This is a genomic window from Desulfocurvus sp. DL1XJH-121, assembly GCF_054819825.1.
On sequence record NZ_JBTVWW010000004.1, the window covers coordinates 15,330 to 31,310 of the forward strand.

Sequence of the window (15,981 nt, forward strand, 5' to 3'; positions counted from 1 at the left end):
CAATTTCCCTCGCGCCTTGCATCTCACTATTTTTGAACGGCCTGCGAAAACAATTCACTACGCGTCGCCTTGCGGCGGCCCTTCGAACAATCTGAAACCCCGGCTGAGCCGGGCGCATACGGAGCAAGGACATGGCATACCCGACCCATGTGAACAGCCAGATCACGGATTCCATTTCCCAGGCCAACGTCAAGGTCCTGGGCGACGCCCCGGCCATGGCCATGGGCAACCTGTTCATCGTCACCTCCCAGGCCCTGGGCAACGCGGCGCACAACGCCACCACCAGCCAGCAGCAGGCCAACGTCACCGTGCAGGCGGCCACCACTGAGGGCGTGGCCATGCTGTTGTCCGTGGACACCGCTTCCACGGGCAGGGCGACCAAGTCCATCCTGGCCTAGCCCGGGACAACCAAACGCGTGTAAGGGAGGTGCGTTATCTCCGGCGCAGTGAACACGGCCATAGGCCAGAGCGTGGCCCTGGCGTCCATCGCAACGGTGGGCCTGGGACCGGCCCTGTCCATGACCATGGTCTACCAGGCCATGGCGGACAGCATCGGCATGGTCATGCACAACGCCGAGACGGTCGAGCGCAACATGCAGTCCGTGGCCTCCGCCGCCACGGGCCAGGCCTGCGTCCTGATCATCGCCAAGGGCGCGGCGCCCTCGTCCTGATAACGCATCTCCCCGTGCGCCAAAGCGTACAGCAAGGGGCGTCCAGACATGAGCGAATCCATCGGCGCATCATTATCCACCATCGCCGCGGCGACCTGCGCGCCCGCCGTGATCCGGGGCCAGGGCGCGGGCAAGGCGTTCCAGTCCGTGGCCCAGTCCACGGCCATTGCCGTGCAGGACGCCGCCGACTACCTGCGCAATATCGAGACCATCAGCTCCACGGCCCAGGGTGTGGCCATGGCCCAGCTCCTGGCCACGGGCGAGCCCAAGTACGTCACGGCCCTGGAGCAGGCGCAGAAGATGACGGCCCAGGCGGCCAACGTGTTCAGGGACATCGGGTCCAACGCGGCGGACGTGCTCAAGGGATACCCGTCGGAATGACCCGAACCGGCGACGGCCAAGGGGGAATGCGGTGATCATCGTCACGGGGCAACAGGTGACCGACATCAGGGAAATGTCGCCCGGGTTCCGCAGCCTGACGGAACTCCTGGGTGGCGTGGACTGGCTGCTCTGGGCCCTGGCCGAGCCGCGCCTGATCATGGCCGCGCGGGACGAGGCCGACCTCCTGTGCATGATCCAGGTCGGGCTGAACGGCGTGCCGCTGGCGGTCCTGGATTCCTTGGACATGGCCGCGCATCCGGCGCGGCTGATGCTGCTTCCCGACAAGACAGCCGCCCAGGCGGCCGCCGCCGTGGCGGGCGGGCTGCCCAGGGACCTGGCCGCAGCCCGCAAGGCCCTGCGGGCCGAGGGCCTGCGCACCTTCAAGGACCTGGCCTGCGGCAGCGGGCTCGTGGAGGAGCTGGGGGTGCGCGATTCGGCCCTGTTCGCGGCCATGGGCCTCGGGGACCTGCTGGTCCTGGCCGACCTGGCCGCGGACGTGCGCGCGGGCAAGCTGCCCTGCGCCGGAGAGGAGGACCTTGTCCTGGCGGCCGGGTTCGCCGTGGACAGGGCCCGGAGTTGCGCGGAGTTCTGCGACGCCCTGCGCTTCTTCTGCCAGGAGGCGGAATACGGCGACGCGGCCGCGCGCTGGGAGTCCCGGACGCCCCTGGCCTACCGGTTTCTGGAGACCATGGCCGTGGATCCGGACCTGGCGGCGGACGAACTGCCCCTGGCCGTGGAGGCCCTGGCGCTGCAGGAGCGCCTGGGGTTCGCCACGCCGGCCCGGGCCTTGCGCGTGCTTCAGGGTCGGGTGGCGGGTGACGCGGGGCCGGAGCAGTGGATCGAGGCGGCGCGCGAGGAGCTGCGGGATGCGCAGTGCCTGATCCGCCGGAACAATTTTCAGGGCCAGGCGCTGTCCCAGGACGGGGCGGCCGTGAGCCTGGCCTATGGAACCAAGACCGCGGGCCTGCGCCTGGAGTGCGCGGCCGACGGCTTGGTGACCGTCGCGCAGTTGCATTGACCAACCTTCCGCCCGGGCCGTGAGCGGCCCCCCGGGGGCGGGGCAACCCAGACAATCAACCAAGGAGAAGAGTCATGGCCCACATCACAGCCGTCAACACGCAGATCACGGACGCCGTAACCCAGGCCAACGTGGAGGTGCTGGGAATGGCCCCGGCCACCGCCATGGCCAACCTGTACCAGGCCACGGCCCAGGCCCTGGCCAACGCGGCGCACAACGCCACCACCAGCCAGCAGCAGACCAACATCACGGCACAGGCCGCCACCACCCAGGGAGTGGCGCTGTTGTATTCCCTGGATACCGCCTCCACGGGCATGGCCACCATGTCCATCCTGGGCGGCTAGGGGAGGAATCCGGCACCGCAACCCGGCGTTCGCCGGTTCAAGGATAAGGACCCATGGCCATAGACAACGGAGTGAACGTGCAGATCACCGACGCCGTGCTCGAAGCCCTGCTGAGCACAGTGGGCAGCGCGGCGTCGCATTCCTCGGCGGTGCTGGAAACCATCATGGCCGAGACCATGAGCATGTCCATGCACAACGCCGTGACCACCCAGCACAACGCCAAGATCGTGGGCCAGGCCTCCCTGGCCCAGAGCTGCGCCAGGATCCTGGCCATGCAGGGCGTGACCGCCGCGCCCGGGGCCAAGGGCGAGAAGGGCGACCCGGGGCCCCAGGGACCCCAGGGGCCTTCGGGGTCCGTGGGCGCCCAGGGGCTTGTGGGCCCCCAGGGCGTGCAGGGCGTCCAGGGGGAGCGCGGCCCCCGGGGCGAGCCGGGCGAGGACGTGGAGGTCGTGGTGGGGCGCGACGGCTCCGTGGTCCGGGTGCTGGAAGCGGACGACGAGGTCGTCGGGGACATGGAAGTGGAGTTGGACGCGGTGCGGGACGTGGACGTGATCGACGTGCTGGACGTGGAGGTCCTCTCGCCGCGGGAGGGGGAGATAGTGGACCCCCGCGGCCGCGAAATCGCGTGAGCCGGGGCCAAGGAGCATGGGCATGAAGCAGTTCACCGACATCCTCAAGGCCATCGGCCTGGACCCGACCCAGACGGGGACCGTGGTCCGGGGGGGCGCCAAGAACAACATCATCTACGAGGCCGTGGCGGACTCCGCCACATCGAACAACCCGGTGGGCCTGTGCATCCACGTGGGGCACAAGTTTCAGGGGCTGCTGACAAAAGGAAGCTGGGACGACGACCCGGGCGGGGGGATCACCCTCTCGTGCGCCCGGGCCGTGGCCAGGGCGGGATCCTACCGCTACGGCGTGGCCTGCCAGTGGAGCCTCGTCGTCCAGGCCGTGACCAGCGACGGCGTGGACATGGTCTTTGGCCACGATTCGGACGTGGTGACCACTTGGTTGGTCAAGATGACCACCGTGATGATGAAAGATTTCAGGGATTATCTGGAATAGCCGCGCCAGGCGCGGAGGAGGACGCGATGCCCAGGAAGTCGGGCAAGGCCCGCGAGGACAAGGAGCCCGTGGAGGAGATCCGGGACGAGGCGTTGATGGACATCCCGAATCTGGACGCCCTGCGCGCCGAGGTCCTGGACCAGGTGCGCGGGATGCGCCGGGATCTGGAAGAGACCCTGGCCGGGATGAGCGGCCAATGGGCCGGGTGGCTGCGCGACATGCGCCGGGAGTTCAAGTCCCTGGACCGGGGCGGGGAGGGGCGCGCAGGCCGCGGCGCCCGGATCGTCCGTCAGGATTCCGGGCCCCGGGAGGAGTTCCCGGACGAGTCCGGCCCGGACTACGGGCCGGGCCGGGACCGGGAGGAGTACGAGGAGGCCTGCCTCGCGGCCCAGCGGCAGGTCCACGAGGCCATGCTCGCGGCCCTGGAATGCGTGTCCGGCGGGGAAGACCCGGAGCCGGACCGCGCCGTGGAGGAGGCCATGCAACAAAGCCTCGACGAGGGCCTGAAGGTGGTGCAAAGCCTCTCCGCCCTGGGGGGCGGCGGGTTTGCCGGGGAGGAGGAAGACGGCCGGGATCCCATGGAACAGGCCGACGCCGCCCTGCGGAACGTGTACGGCGGGCCGCCGGACGACGACAGCTAGGAGGAAACACGCATGTCCAGTTCCCCCATGCAGTCTTTTGAAGTGCTTCTGGATGTCATCGGCCTGTCCGACAAGCAGCGGTCACTCACCGTGGCCCAGGGCAGGTACCAGCTGGTCTACAAGTACGATCCGGACAGCCTGAGCCTGCGCATCATCCTCAACCCCGAGGTCACGGCCGTCATCCGCAATGGCACCTGGGGCGCCACGGCCCAGGTGGACGGCCATGAGCGGGGGCCGAACCTGGTCCAGCTGGGGCACTGGACTTCCCTGTTCAGTTCCGGGGGCCGGACATACAGCAGGGAGAGCGTCTGGTATGCGGAGCTGGTCAAGTGCGAGTCCGACCTGTTCGTGCGTTTCGACCACGATTCCGACGCCGTGACCTCCCAGGTGTTGCGTACCATGGATGTGGTCATGGCCTCGCTGAAAGGCTACTTGTGACCTTGCGCGTCCCTGAAGCGAAGGAGGGTCCGTCTGTTCCGGGCGGGCCCTTCTTGTTGCTGGGAGGATTGACAGGCCTGTGTTTATGCATGAGGGTATAATCATGGCCCTGTTCCCCGCCCCGGGGCGTATCCGGGGCCTGGGCGTATCCACCCAACCGCAAACACAGGAGTGCGCCATGGCTCTTTCCGTACCGCCGAATTTCCAGCCGCCGTCCGCCGCTGGCGCGGCCGATATCGCGGTCCCGGGCGATGCCCCGGCCTCGGATATGGAGAATCCGTTCCAGGCTCATTCCCAGGCCCTGGGCAACGCGGCGCACACCCCCGCCCAGCAGCAGGGCGAAGTCCCGGGCGCGCTGGCCCAGGCCCTGATTCAGGCCGAGGAGAATGAAGGCGGCGGGAACGCGTCCGGAGCGGAACCCGGAACCGGCGGGGGCGGCGTCATGAACACGGCCTCCACCACCAATGCGGGGCTGCTGGATGCCTTGACCACCGCGTGGGACAAGGACGAGTCCTGAGACGCGCGGCGGCGGCGGAGCGAAAAAAAAGCGGACGGCGTGCGCCGTCCGCTTTTTGATTGCCGTTGGCCGGTCAGCCCAGGCCCATGGCCTTGCCTCCCTGGTAGACCAGGGTGGAGAGGGCGAAGGCGAAGCCCGTGTTGAAGACCACGCTGAACAGCGCCCATTTCCAGCCTCCGGCCTCGGCCTTGATGGCCACCACGGTGACGAAGCAGGGGGCGTAGAGCAGGATGAAGAGCATCAGAGAGGCGGCGGTCAGCGGTGACCACAGGGGATCGGCGGCCAGCCGATCGCCCAGGGACTGGGCGTCCTCGGGGTCGGTCTCGCCCAGGGAATAGGCCGTGCCCAGGGTGGAGACGATGACCTCCTTGGCCGCCAGGCCGCCCACCAGGGCGATGTTGGTGCGCCAGTCGAATCCGGCCAGGGTGGAGACGCCCTCCAGGGCCGCGCCCACGCGCCCGGCCACGGAGTTCCTCAGCGTGGCCTGGCCCTCGATGTTGTCGATGAGCTCCAGGCGGTCGGCGAGCTTTTCGGCCTCGGCCGAGCCCTCGGGCAGCGCGGCCATCTCGGTGCGCACGGCCTCGCGGTCCGCCTCGTATGCCGCGGTCTTGTCCCCGGGCAGCTGCGGGAAGGTCATCAGCGCCCAGAGCAGGATGGAGATGGCCAGGATCACGGTTCCGGCCTTCTTGATGTACTGCCAGGTGCGCTCCCAGGTATGGATCATCAGTCCGCGCGCCGTGGGCAGGCGGTAGGGCGGCAGCTCCATGACGAAGGGCGTGCTCGGGCCCTGGATGAGGGTTGAGCGCAGCAGCTTGGCCACCAGCAGCGCCATGATCCAGCCGGTCATGGTGATGCTGAACATGGCCAGGGCCTCGTATTTCGGGAAGAACACCCCGCAGAGCAGGATGAACACCGGAACCTTGGCCCCGCAGGTCATGAACGGCGCGGTGAGCAGGGTGGCCAGCTTCTCGCGCGGGCTGCGCAGGGTGCGCGCGGCCATGACCCCGGGCACGGCGCAGCCGCCCGCGATGCCGCCGGAGATGATGAAGGGCATCACCGAGCAGCCGTGCAGGCCGAAGATGCGGAACACGCGGTCCAGCATGTAGGCGATGCGCGCCATGTAGCCCGAGTCCTCCAAAAAGGCGATGAACAGGAACATGATCAGGATCAGCGGCACGAAGGACAAGACCCCGCCCACGCCGTCGATGATTCCCGAGACCACCAGGGACTTGAGCAGGCCGTCGGGCAGCGCGGTGCTGGCCGCATCGCCCATGAGGCCGAAAAGGTCCTCCACCCAGCCCAGGGGGTATTCGCCCACGGTGAAGGTGAACCAGTAGATGGCGAAGAGCACGCCCAGCATGCCCAGGGGCCCGGCGAATCTGTGGGTCAGGATCCTGTCCAGGCTGTCGGAGAAGACCACGCGCTGCTTGTTCGCGTCGCGGGTGATCACGCCCTTGAGCAGGGAGGCGATGTATCCATAGCGGTAGTCCGCGATGATGGCCTCGGGGTAGCTCTTGAGGGTCTTCTGGCAATGCTCGGACACGGTCTCCACCATGGCCTCCAGCTCCAGGGCCAGGGGCGCGGCCTTGCGGCCGATGACGCGGATCTCCTCGTCGCCCTCCAGGTATTTCAGGGCCAGCCAGCGGGCCGGGTAGCGGTCCGTGAGGAACTGGTCCTTTTCGATGCGTTCCACCATCTCCGCGATGACCGGGTCCAGGTCCGGGCCGTAGGAGATTTTCAGCTCCTCCCATTTGCCCTGGCGTTTCTTGGCCACGGCGGCGGCCAGGGACAGCAGCTCCTGCACGCCCTGGCCGTGGCGGGCCACGGTCTCCACCACGGGCAGGCCCAGGCGCCGGGAGAGCTCAGCGGTGTCGATGTTCGTGCCCTGGGCGCGCACCTCGTCCATGAGGTTCAGGCCCAGGACCACGGGCAGGCCCATCTCCATGATCTGCACGGCCAAGTACAGGTTGCGCTCCAGGGCCGGGGAGTTGAGCACGTCCACCACCACGTCGGGCCGTTCGTCGATCAGGTGGTTGCGGGCCACGAGCTCTTCCTGGGTGTAGGCGGTCAGGGAATAGGTTCCCGGAAGATCCACGATGTGCAGTTCTTCCCCGTCCACTCGGGCGTAGCCTTCTTTCTTGTCCACGGTGATGCCCGGGTAGTTGCCCACATGCTGGCGTGCGCCGGTGGCGGCGTTGAAGAAGGTGGTCTTGCCGGAGTTGGGGTTCCCGGCCAGGGCGACGAGGATGTGTTTGTCCATGCGCTACTCCACGGGTTCGACGACGATGTGGTCGGCTTCGTTGTTGCGCAGGGACAGGGTGAAGCCCTTCATGCGCAGGGCCACGGGGTCCTTGAGGGGGGCGCGGCCCGTGACTTCGATTTCCGTTCCCGGGACCAGGCCCATGTCCCGGATGCGCCTGCCCAGTTCTCCGTTGGCGGTCACCCTGACGATGACGGCCTTCTGGTGCACTGCGAGTCTTCTGAGATTCAAGGTCTGCGCCATGGTGCAACTCCTGCTTGTTCTGGCTGTGGCGGCTGAAAATGGAATGCCGCGTCAGGCGAGGTTGATAATCGTTTTCAATCGGGGCGTCAACAAGAAATCGCAATTTTCACGGGAAAAGCAATGGGGCGGAAGTGGCGGGGGCGGCCCCGAGGGCTTTCGGGGCGGTGGAAAATGGGGGAAGGGAAAGGCGGCGGTTGCCGGGTCAGGCCGTGCGGGCCTCGTCCTCGGACAGGGGCTGCACGGACACGGTGTCGGCCAGGGCCTCGTCCAGGACCACGTCCGCGCCGCGCACCCGCAGGCAGCAGGATCCGCCTCCGTTGGCGCAGACCTCGGCCAGGGCCCCCGGGGTCAGGCCCAGGGCCAGCAGGCGGCAGCGGTCCTTGGGGCAGCCCCGGATGCCTTCGATGCGCACCCGGCTGCCCGCGGGGTAATCCCGCAGGAGTCTGAGGCCGCGAATGCGTTGGCGGCACTGCTTGCGGAACTTCATACGCAATGTCTAGGCTCGCTGATAATGATTGTCAAGGGCGGCGTGCGGGGAGATGAAGGCCAATTGGCCTGAAGGGTTTGTGAAAATTTATTCCTATGCTATACTGGGATTTGTTCAGAGCCCTGTTTCAATCCTAGTACGCCGAATTTTTTGAGGAGTAACCGTATGAGTATCCGGTTCAAAGTGCTTTTGCCCTTGTTGCTGGCCGTCGTCGTCCTGGGTGGAGGCATGTACTACCTGATGAACAGGAATCTCACCGCCCTTGAGCGGGGGTTCGAGCGCTCCAGGGCCATGGCCAAGCGGGCCGAGGTGCTGGCGTCCATCGAATCCACCTCGCAGCGGGCGCGGGAGATGGCCTCCCTGTTCTCGCGCATGCCTGCCGTGGTGGAGGCGCTGACCCTTGCCAACACCGGGAAGGTGGACGACGAGGCCGATCCCGCCGGGCAGGAGGCCCGGGTGATGCTGCGCGAACGGCTGGCCCCCGTGCTCAAGGGGTACGAGGAGATCGCGGACGGCAAGAAGTTTCGCCTGCACGTCCACCTGCCCAATGCCCGAAGCCTCCTGAGGGCTTGGCGCGGCAAGCAGGCCAAGCGGGACGGCAAATGGATGGACGTGTCCGACGACCTGTCTTCCTTCCGCCAGACCGTGCTGGACGTGAACAAGAGCGGCCGCCCGGTGCAGGGCATCGAACTGGGGCGCGGCGGATTCGTGATCCGCGGCCTGGCCCCGGTCAAGGGCCCCGGCGGCGCGGCCCTGGGCTCCGTGGAGGTGCTCCTGGACTTCGCGCCCATCCTGGACGCCGCCTCCACGCATGCGGGCGATTCCCTGCTCCTGTACATGAACGCGGACAAGCTGCCCGTGACCACGAACCTCCAGGACAAGGGCAAGTACCCCCTGGTGGGCGATGATTTCGTGCGGGTCCACGGCGGCGGCGAAGACCAGGCCGACAAGGGCGTGGACATCGCGCTCCTGGACCAGGGGCGCAAGGACCTCAGCCTGCGCTACCGGGGCGGCTACGCCCTGGCGGCGTTTCCGGTGAGCGACTACAAGGGCGCGCAGATCGGGGTCATGGTCTTCCACCAGGACACCTCGGACGTGGCCTCGCGCGTGGACACCCTGGGCTTCTCCATGGCCGGGATGCTGGCCGCGATCCTCGTGGCGCTGTCGTTCATCACCTGGTTCCTGATCAGGCAGAACGTCTGCAACCCGGTGCAGAAGGTGGTGGACAAGATCAGGGACATCGCCGAGGACAGGGCCGATCTCCAGGACCGGCTTGATCAGTCCAGGCGCGACGAGATGGGCGAGCTGGCCCTGTGGTTCAACACCTTGATGGACAAGCTGGGCGTGATCATGAGGGACTCGGCCATGTACAAGTACATGATGGACGCCGTGCCAGACCCCATCTTCGCCGTGGACGAGAACATGAACTTCCTGGCGGGCAACGAGGCCACCAAGGGCGTGGCCGGCAAGGCCATGACCGACCTGCTGGGCTCGAGATGCTCCAAGGTCTTCCAGACCCCGGTCTGCGACACCGAGGACTGCCCCATCCAGCAGTGCCGGGGTACGCACGACATGGTCCTGGGCGAGATCATCGAAGCCGACATCCACGGCAGGAAGGTCTTCATCCAGCCCATCGCCAAGGAGCTTCATGGCCCGGACGGCAAGGTCTTCGGCTACATGGAGGTGGCGCGCAACGTCACGGATCTGGTGACCAAGGAGCGCGACCTGCAGGCCCAGTTCGACCACATCGCCAAGGTCAACGGGGAGATCCGCCAGGCGTCCGCATCCATAGGCGAGACGGCCCAGGAGATACTGGGCAGGCTGGAGGAGGTCGTGCAGGGCGCGGACAGGCAGCGCGCCCGGGCCGGAGAGACGGCCACGGCCATGGAGGAGATGAACGCCACGGTGCTGGAGGTGGCCTCCAACGCCAGCATGGCTGCGGAGCAGGCCGACGACATGCGCACCAGGGCCCAGAACGGCTCCGAGGTGGTGGGCAACGCCGTGTCCGCTATCGGCCAGGTGCGCGACAGGACCCAGGCCCTGAAGGAGAACATGGACGCCCTGGGCGCCAGGGCCCAGGGCATCGGCCAGGTGCTCACGGTGATCACGGACATCGCGGACCAGACCAACCTCTTGGCGCTCAACGCGGCCATCGAGGCCGCGCGCGCGGGCGACGCGGGGCGGGGCTTCGCCGTGGTGGCCGACGAGGTGCGCAAGCTGGCCGAGAAGACCATGCAGGCCACCAAGGAGGTGGAGGCGGCCATCCACGCCATCCAGGACGGGACCAAGACCAACGCGCAGTCCGTGGACGCCTCGGCCGAGGCCGTGGACCGGGCCACGGGCCTGGTCAACGAGTCCGGGGAGGCGTTGGACGCCATCCGTGGCCTGGTGGAGACCTCGGCGGACCAGGTGCGGGCCATCGCCACGGCCGTGGAGGAGCAGTCCGCCACCAGCGAACAGATCAACCGCTCCGTGGAGGAGGTCAACCTCGTGGCCGAGGAGACCGCCGACGGCATGAACCAGGCGCGGGAGCACATCGAGCGGCTGTTGGAACTGGCCGCGACCATGGAGCGCCTGGCGCGCGAGGAGGACTGACCGCCCGGCGTCAAATGGGGCGATCCGAAAGGGGCGCGGGCCGCCCGCGTCCCTTATTCGTTATTCGGCTCAGTCCTTGACGGCCACGAACGGGGATATCTCCCGGGCCAGGCCGTCCAGGTCGGCGGGCCCGAGCAGGAACCAGCGCTCCCCGGCGTCCAGGCAGAGCACCCTGTCGCCGCGCGAGACCACCACGGCCTCCCTGCCCGAGGCGGTCTTGAACACGCCGCTGCGGTATCCGAAAAAGGCCATGCAGCGGTCCTTTTCCATGTCGCGGAACTCCGGCTCGCCGCTCATGTCGGCCACAAAGGCGCGGGACACGGCCGCCAGCGGCTGGTTGGCCTTGAGGAACGGCGGCGCGTCCACCAAGAGCGCCCCGTCCCGGACCATGATCCGGGTGCGCGACGGGTTGACGTAGAGCATCCACCAGAACAGCGCGCCCAGGGGCGCGGTCACGGCCACCAGGCAGATGCCCGTCCACAGGAACCCCGAGCGCAGGCTCCAGACCGTGGCCGCCGCCACCGCGGCGATGAACAGCAGAAAGCCGAAGGGCACGCCCTTGCGGATGGGAACGGGGAACACGGCGGCCATGAAAGTCTCCTGGTTGCAGTGGTCGGGGCCGCTAGCCCCGGGAGTCCCCATGGGCCAGGGCCCGCAGGCCCTCGGGGTCCTTGAGGGTGATGCGGCTGCCCGCGACCTCGATGAGCCCGGAGTCCGTCAGCCGCCGGAGCACACGGGACAGGGTTTCCTGGGCCGTGCCCAGCAGCCCGGCCAGGTGGCCCTTGGTCAGGTCCAGGGTCACGCTGTCCGCGCCGCCCTCGCGCTCGCTGACGTCCAGCAGGTAGGCGGCCACCCGCTGCGGGGCCTCCTTGAGGGTCAGGCTTTCCAGCTTCACGGTGAAGCGCCTGAGCTTCCTGGACAGGGCCGCGAGCATGTTCATGGCCAGGGTTGCGTCCCGCTCCATGAGCTTCAGCAGGCCCGCGCGGGGCAGGAACAGGATGACGCTGTCCATGGTGGCCTCCGCGTTGGCGGGCAGGCGGCCGCCCTCGAACATGGGCACCTCGCCGAAGGGTTCGCCCGGGCCGTAGATGTGCAGGATCTGCTCGCGGCCGTCGGGGGAGAGCTTGAAGATCTTGACCTGCCCGCTCACGGCCACGTGGAAGCCCCGGGCCTCGCCGCCCTCCAGGAAGAGGGACGCGCCCTTGGCGTGGCGGGTCAGTACGCCGATGTCGGCCACGCGTCGGAGTTGGGTTTCTTCCAGTCCGGCGAACAGGGTCATGTCCTTGAGAAAGGCGGGGAGATCGAGGCTCATGCGCGAGGTGTAGCATTCCCGCGCTCAGTGGAGCAAGGGGCCGCGCCCGGACGGGTCCGGGGGCGGGATGGTTTCCGCCTTTTGACCCACGTCAAAGCCCCGCGCCCCGGGCCGGGGTAGATGTGCGTGCAGGGCGCGGTCCGGCCGCGTCCGCCGGACGCGGACAACCAACCAGACAGGAGGATCAGACATGTTTTGTTATCAATGCGAGCAGACCGCCAAGGGCCAGGGTTGCGACAAGCTCGGCGTATGCGGCAAGACCCCCGAAACCTCGGACCTGCAGGACCTGCTCGTCTACGTGCTGCGCGGGGTGGCCGTGGTGGCCGTAGAGGGCCGCAAGGTCGCAGTGGCGGACCCCGAGGCCGACCGCTTCGTGGCCCAGGGGCTGTTCTCCACCCTGACCAACGTGAATTTCGACCCCTCGCGTTTCGAGGCCCTCGTCGCCCGGGCCCTGGAGATCCGCGAGGCCCTGAAGGAAAAGGTCGCGGCGGCGGGCGGGGCCGCGAACCACGCCCAGCCTCCGGCCAACTGGACCCCGGCCGCCGACCTGCGGCCCCTGGCCGACCAGGCCGCGGACTACGGCCTGGACTGCGACCACAGCGACGATCCGGACATCCGCTCCCTGCAGCATCTGGTGCTCTTCGGCCTGCGCGGCGTGGCGGCCTACGCGGACCACGCGGCCCTTCTGGGCCGCGAGGACACGGCCGTGTACGCAGCCATCCACGAGGGCCTTGCCGCCATCTACGACGACATGGACCTGAACGCCTGGGTGGCCCAGGCCATGAAGGTGGGCGAGATCAACCTGCGCGTCATGGAACTGCTGGACGCGGCCAACACCGGGGCCTACGGCCATCCCGTGCCCACATCCGTGCCCCTGGGGCCCAGGGCGGGGAAGGCCATCCTGGTCTCGGGCCACGACCTGAAGGACCTGAAGGCCGTTCTGGAGCAGACCGAGGGCACGGGCATCAACGTGTACACCCACGGCGAGATGCTGCCTTGCCACGGCTACCCCGAGCTCAAGAAGCACGCCCATTTCCACGGCCACTACGGTACGGCCTGGCAGAATCAGCAAAAGGAATTCGCGGAATTCCCGGGCGCCATCCTCATGACCACCAACTGCATCCAGCGCCCCACCACCTACGGCGACAACATCTTCACCACCGGCCTGGTGGGCTGGCCCGGCGTGGCCCATGTGCCGAACGGCGAGTTCGGCCCGGTCATCGACAAGGCCCTGTCCATGCCCGGCTTCGCCAGGGACGAGGACAAGGGCGCGGTGCTCACCGGTTTCGCGCGAAACGCCGTGCTGGGGGTGGCCGACAAGGTCATCGAGGCCGTGAAGGCCGGGGCCATCCGCCATTTCTTCCTGGTGGCGGGCTGCGACGGGGCCAAGCCCGGCCGCAACTACTACACCGAGTTCGTGGAAAAGGTGCCCGGGGACTGCGTGGTGCTGACGCTGGCCTGTGGCAAGTTTCGCTTTTTCGACAAGCAGTTGGGAGACATCGGCGGCATCCCCCGGCTCCTGGACGTGGGCCAATGCAACGACGCCTATTCCGCCATCCAGATCGCCCTGGCCCTGGCCGGAGCCTTCGGCTGCGGGGTCAACGACCTGCCCCTGTCCCTGGTTCTGTCCTGGTACGAGCAGAAGGCCGTGGCCATCCTCCTGACCCTTCTGCACCTGGGCATCAAGGGCATCCGCCTGGGGCCCTCGCTGCCCGCCTTCATCACACCGAACATCCTCGATTTCCTGGTCAAGAACTTCGACATCCGGCCCATTTCCACGCCGGACGAGGACCTTCGGGCCATCCTCGGCTAGCAGGCCGGGCATGGGACGCAAACGGGCCGGAGCGCATGCTCCGGCCTTTTTTGCGGCCTGTCCCGGTCGCAAAGCATTCTTTTGGAGTGCAATATCGTGTCGGCTATGCTATAACGTTCAAAGCCCCGGTCCCGTTCCGGGGCGTTCGGCAATTCCAGCTTTCTTTTGGGGGGGACATGAACAAGGCCGTCAAACCCGTCATCTGGATCGTCGTGGGCCTGATCCTGGCCTTTCCGTTGTTCAGCATGACCTATTACACCATGGTCAGGACCTCCACGCCCGGGTTCTGCGCCTCCTGCCACGAAATCGAGTTCGCCTACTTTTCCTGGAAGTCGTCCAGCCACGTGAACAACGGCCAGGGCGCGGTGGCCGACTGCATGGACTGCCACCTGCCCGCACCCCAGGACACGTGGGCCTTTTTCTACGCCAAGACCTTCCACGGCATAAAGGACGTGGTGGCCCATTTCGCCGGCGGCGGGGAGAGCTACGACAACGCCGTGCAGCGCGAGAAGGCCTACGCGTCCTTCACCAACGCCCAGTGCAGCAAGTGCCACCGCAACATCCTGAACATCCCGGACAAGCGCGGGGCCATGCTGGCCCACCGCTCGGTGCTCTATCCCCTGCCGGGATACGAGAAGCGCTGCGTGGATTGCCACCGCGACCTCGTGCACAACGAGCGCGGGTTCTATGATTTCAAGCAGTACAGGCTCAATCCGACCCTGGCCGACATCTAGGGCCGGGCGGGGGACCGCAACCAGACAGGAGGGGGCATGAGGAGGAAAACCATGATCCGGACATTGGCCCTGGGCGCAGGGCTGCTGCTGGCGGCCGCATCGGCGGCCCTGGCCCAGAACTACCCGCAGGTCAGGGAGTTCCGCTTGGAGCGCGGCATGCCCCAGCAGGCCGTGGCCTGCATCGAATGCCACAAGGCCGAGCACCCGGGGCTGTTCTCGGACTGGGCGCGGTCGCGCCACGCCTCGGCGGGCATCACCTGCCTGGACTGCCACCAGGCCGATCCCAAGGACAAGGACGTCAGTCAGGAGCACTACAAGCAGTATGAGCGCGGCGACTCCCCCTGGGGCCGGGCCGAGTTCAAGATCCCCGTGGCCGGGGTGGTCACGCCCAAGGACTGTTCGCGTTGCCATCCCGACGAGGTCAAGCAGTACGGACGCTCCAAGCACGCCAACACCATGGAGATCATCTGGAAGATCGACCCCTGGCTGAACAAGGGCATGAACTCGGACAACGAGCGCAAGACCGGCTGCCTCTACTGCCACGGCACGGTGCTGGGCGTGAAGGACGGCAAGCTCGACCCGGCCACCTGGCCCAACGTGGGCGTGGGCCGGGTGAACCTGGACGGCAGCCTGGGCAGTTGCACCAGCTGCCACACCCGGCACCGTTTCTCCGTGGAGGAGGCGCGCAAGCCCGAGGCCTGCGGCCAGTGCCACCTGGGTCCGGACCATCCGCAGATCGAGATCTACACCGAGTCCAAGCACGGGGCCATCTACAACGCCTCGGGCTACGAGTTCAACTGGAAGGCCGCCCCGGGCACCTGGACCCCGGGCGTGGACTTCCGCGCGCCCACCTGCGCCTCGTGCCACATGTCCGGCGCGGGCACGGTGAAGACCAGCCACGACGTCACCGAGCGTCTGTCCTGGGAGACCCAGGCCCCGCTCACGGTGCGGCCCTCGGAGTTCAAGCCCCTGCCCGCCAAGACGGACTGGAAGAAGGAGCGCGAGAAGATGGCCGAGGTCTGCACGCAGTGCCACGGCAGGAAGTGGGTGGATGACTTCTACGTGGACTTCGACAAGGCCGTCCTGGAGTACAACGAGAACTACTTCAAGCCCGCCAAGGCCAAGCTGGACGAGATGTACGCCAAGGGCGTGCTCAACAAGGACAAGTTCTTCGACGAGGGCCTGGAGGTGGAATTCTACGAGCTCTGGCACCACGAGGGCCGCAGGGCGCGCATGGGCGCCATGATGATGGCCCCGGACTACGCCTGGTGGCACGGGTTCTACGAGTGCAAGCACCGTTTCAACAGGTACATGGAAGAGGCCGAGCACCTGCTGTCCAGCGGCGGGGCCGCCTACATCTACCCCGGCTTCCCCGGGGCCACGGGCGACACCACCAAGCCCAAGGAGATATTCGGCAAGTAGCCGGCGTCCAGGCAGTAACGACCGCAGGGGCTCCCGTTTC

At 67.4% G+C, this 15,981-nt stretch carries 19 protein-coding genes; 14 read left to right on the forward strand and 5 right to left on the reverse strand.

Annotated elements, in window-relative coordinates; translation table 11 throughout:
* The first annotated feature begins 131 nt into the window (after positions 1 to 131).
* The 10 genes from ACYYG1_RS03990 to ACYYG1_RS04035 all read left to right on the forward strand — a co-directional run bounded on the left by ACYYG1_RS03990 (position 132) and on the right by ACYYG1_RS04035 (position 5,075).
* A complete protein-coding gene (locus ACYYG1_RS03990) occupies positions 132 to 398 on the forward strand; it encodes a RebB family R body protein (RefSeq protein WP_461208989.1) in 267 nt (88 codons plus the stop codon).
* A gap of 48 nt (positions 399 to 446) precedes the next feature.
* A complete protein-coding gene (locus tag ACYYG1_RS03995) occupies positions 447 to 671 on the forward strand; it encodes a RebB family R body protein (protein WP_461208990.1) in 225 nt (74 codons plus the stop codon).
* A 48-nt stretch (positions 672 to 719) separates the two neighbouring features.
* Positions 720 to 1,052, forward strand: a complete 333-nt coding sequence (locus ACYYG1_RS04000) for a hypothetical protein (protein ID WP_461208991.1) — start codon at positions 720 to 722, stop codon at positions 1,050 to 1,052.
* A gap of 31 nt (positions 1,053 to 1,083) precedes the next feature.
* Positions 1,084 to 2,070: a hypothetical protein gene (locus ACYYG1_RS04005; protein ID WP_461208992.1), complete on the forward strand. Its 987-nt coding sequence runs from the start codon at positions 1,084 to 1,086 to the stop codon at positions 2,068 to 2,070.
* A gap of 74 nt (positions 2,071 to 2,144) precedes the next feature.
* Complete coding sequence (locus ACYYG1_RS04010) at positions 2,145 to 2,414, forward strand: RebB family R body protein (RefSeq protein ID WP_461208993.1); 270 nt, start codon at positions 2,145 to 2,147, stop codon at positions 2,412 to 2,414.
* A 53-nt stretch (positions 2,415 to 2,467) separates the two neighbouring features.
* Positions 2,468 to 3,043, forward strand: a complete 576-nt coding sequence (locus ACYYG1_RS04015; RefSeq protein ID WP_461208994.1) for a RebB family R body protein — start codon at positions 2,468 to 2,470, stop codon at positions 3,041 to 3,043.
* Between the two features lie 22 nt (positions 3,044 to 3,065).
* On the forward strand, positions 3,066 to 3,479 hold the full coding sequence (locus ACYYG1_RS04020) for a hypothetical protein (RefSeq protein WP_461208995.1): 414 nt from the start codon (positions 3,066 to 3,068) through the stop codon (positions 3,477 to 3,479).
* Between the two features lie 26 nt (positions 3,480 to 3,505).
* Entirely contained in the window at positions 3,506 to 4,120 is a 615-nt protein-coding gene (locus ACYYG1_RS04025; protein ID WP_461208996.1) for a hypothetical protein, read from the forward strand.
* A 12-nt stretch (positions 4,121 to 4,132) separates the two neighbouring features.
* Positions 4,133 to 4,558, forward strand: a complete 426-nt coding sequence (locus ACYYG1_RS04030; RefSeq protein WP_461208997.1) for a hypothetical protein — start codon at positions 4,133 to 4,135, stop codon at positions 4,556 to 4,558.
* Between the two features lie 178 nt (positions 4,559 to 4,736).
* Positions 4,737 to 5,075, forward strand: a complete 339-nt coding sequence (locus ACYYG1_RS04035) for a hypothetical protein (RefSeq protein WP_461208998.1) — start codon at positions 4,737 to 4,739, stop codon at positions 5,073 to 5,075.
* A gap of 73 nt (positions 5,076 to 5,148) precedes the next feature.
* Here the strand turns inward: ACYYG1_RS04035 and feoB are convergent, their stop codons facing one another.
* The 3 genes from feoB to ACYYG1_RS04050 form a co-directional block, all read right to left on the reverse strand.
* The gene (gene feoB, locus ACYYG1_RS04040; protein ID WP_461208999.1) at positions 5,149 to 7,335 is read right to left on the reverse strand and encodes a ferrous iron transport protein B; all 2,187 of its coding nucleotides are present in this window, start codon (positions 7,333 to 7,335) and stop codon (positions 5,149 to 5,151) included.
* 3 nt (positions 7,336 to 7,338) lie between these two features.
* Positions 7,339 to 7,578, reverse strand: a complete 240-nt coding sequence (locus ACYYG1_RS04045) for a FeoA family protein (RefSeq protein WP_461209000.1) — start codon at positions 7,576 to 7,578, stop codon at positions 7,339 to 7,341.
* 202 nt (positions 7,579 to 7,780) lie between these two features.
* Positions 7,781 to 8,065, reverse strand: a complete 285-nt coding sequence (locus ACYYG1_RS04050) for a FeoA family protein (protein ID WP_461209001.1) — start codon at positions 8,063 to 8,065, stop codon at positions 7,781 to 7,783.
* A 165-nt stretch (positions 8,066 to 8,230) separates the two neighbouring features.
* Between ACYYG1_RS04050 and ACYYG1_RS04055 the strand changes: the two genes are divergently transcribed.
* Positions 8,231 to 10,660: a methyl-accepting chemotaxis protein gene (locus ACYYG1_RS04055; protein WP_461209002.1), complete on the forward strand. Its 2,430-nt coding sequence runs from the start codon at positions 8,231 to 8,233 to the stop codon at positions 10,658 to 10,660.
* 69 nt (positions 10,661 to 10,729) lie between these two features.
* Here the strand turns inward: ACYYG1_RS04055 and ACYYG1_RS04060 are convergent, their stop codons facing one another.
* Together ACYYG1_RS04060 and ACYYG1_RS04065 are read right to left on the reverse strand one after the other, a co-directional pair.
* Positions 10,730 to 11,251: a PH domain-containing protein gene (locus ACYYG1_RS04060; RefSeq protein ID WP_461209003.1), complete on the reverse strand. Its 522-nt coding sequence runs from the start codon at positions 11,249 to 11,251 to the stop codon at positions 10,730 to 10,732.
* 31 nt (positions 11,252 to 11,282) lie between these two features.
* Complete coding sequence (locus tag ACYYG1_RS04065) at positions 11,283 to 11,972, reverse strand: Crp/Fnr family transcriptional regulator (RefSeq protein ID WP_461209004.1); 690 nt, start codon at positions 11,970 to 11,972, stop codon at positions 11,283 to 11,285.
* Positions 11,973 to 12,162: 190 nt separating this feature from the next.
* Between ACYYG1_RS04065 and hcp the strand changes: the two genes are divergently transcribed.
* The 3 genes from hcp (at position 12,163) to ACYYG1_RS04080 (ending at position 15,941) form a co-directional block, all read left to right on the forward strand.
* Complete coding sequence (hcp, locus tag ACYYG1_RS04070) at positions 12,163 to 13,785, forward strand: hydroxylamine reductase (RefSeq protein ID WP_461209005.1); 1,623 nt, start codon at positions 12,163 to 12,165, stop codon at positions 13,783 to 13,785.
* A 176-nt stretch (positions 13,786 to 13,961) separates the two neighbouring features.
* On the forward strand, positions 13,962 to 14,519 hold the full coding sequence (locus ACYYG1_RS04075) for a cytochrome c3 family protein (protein WP_461209006.1): 558 nt from the start codon (positions 13,962 to 13,964) through the stop codon (positions 14,517 to 14,519).
* Between the two features lie 51 nt (positions 14,520 to 14,570).
* Positions 14,571 to 15,941, forward strand: a complete 1,371-nt coding sequence (locus ACYYG1_RS04080) for a multiheme c-type cytochrome (RefSeq protein WP_461209007.1) — start codon at positions 14,571 to 14,573, stop codon at positions 15,939 to 15,941.
* The last annotated feature ends 40 nt before the right edge of the window (positions 15,942 to 15,981 follow it).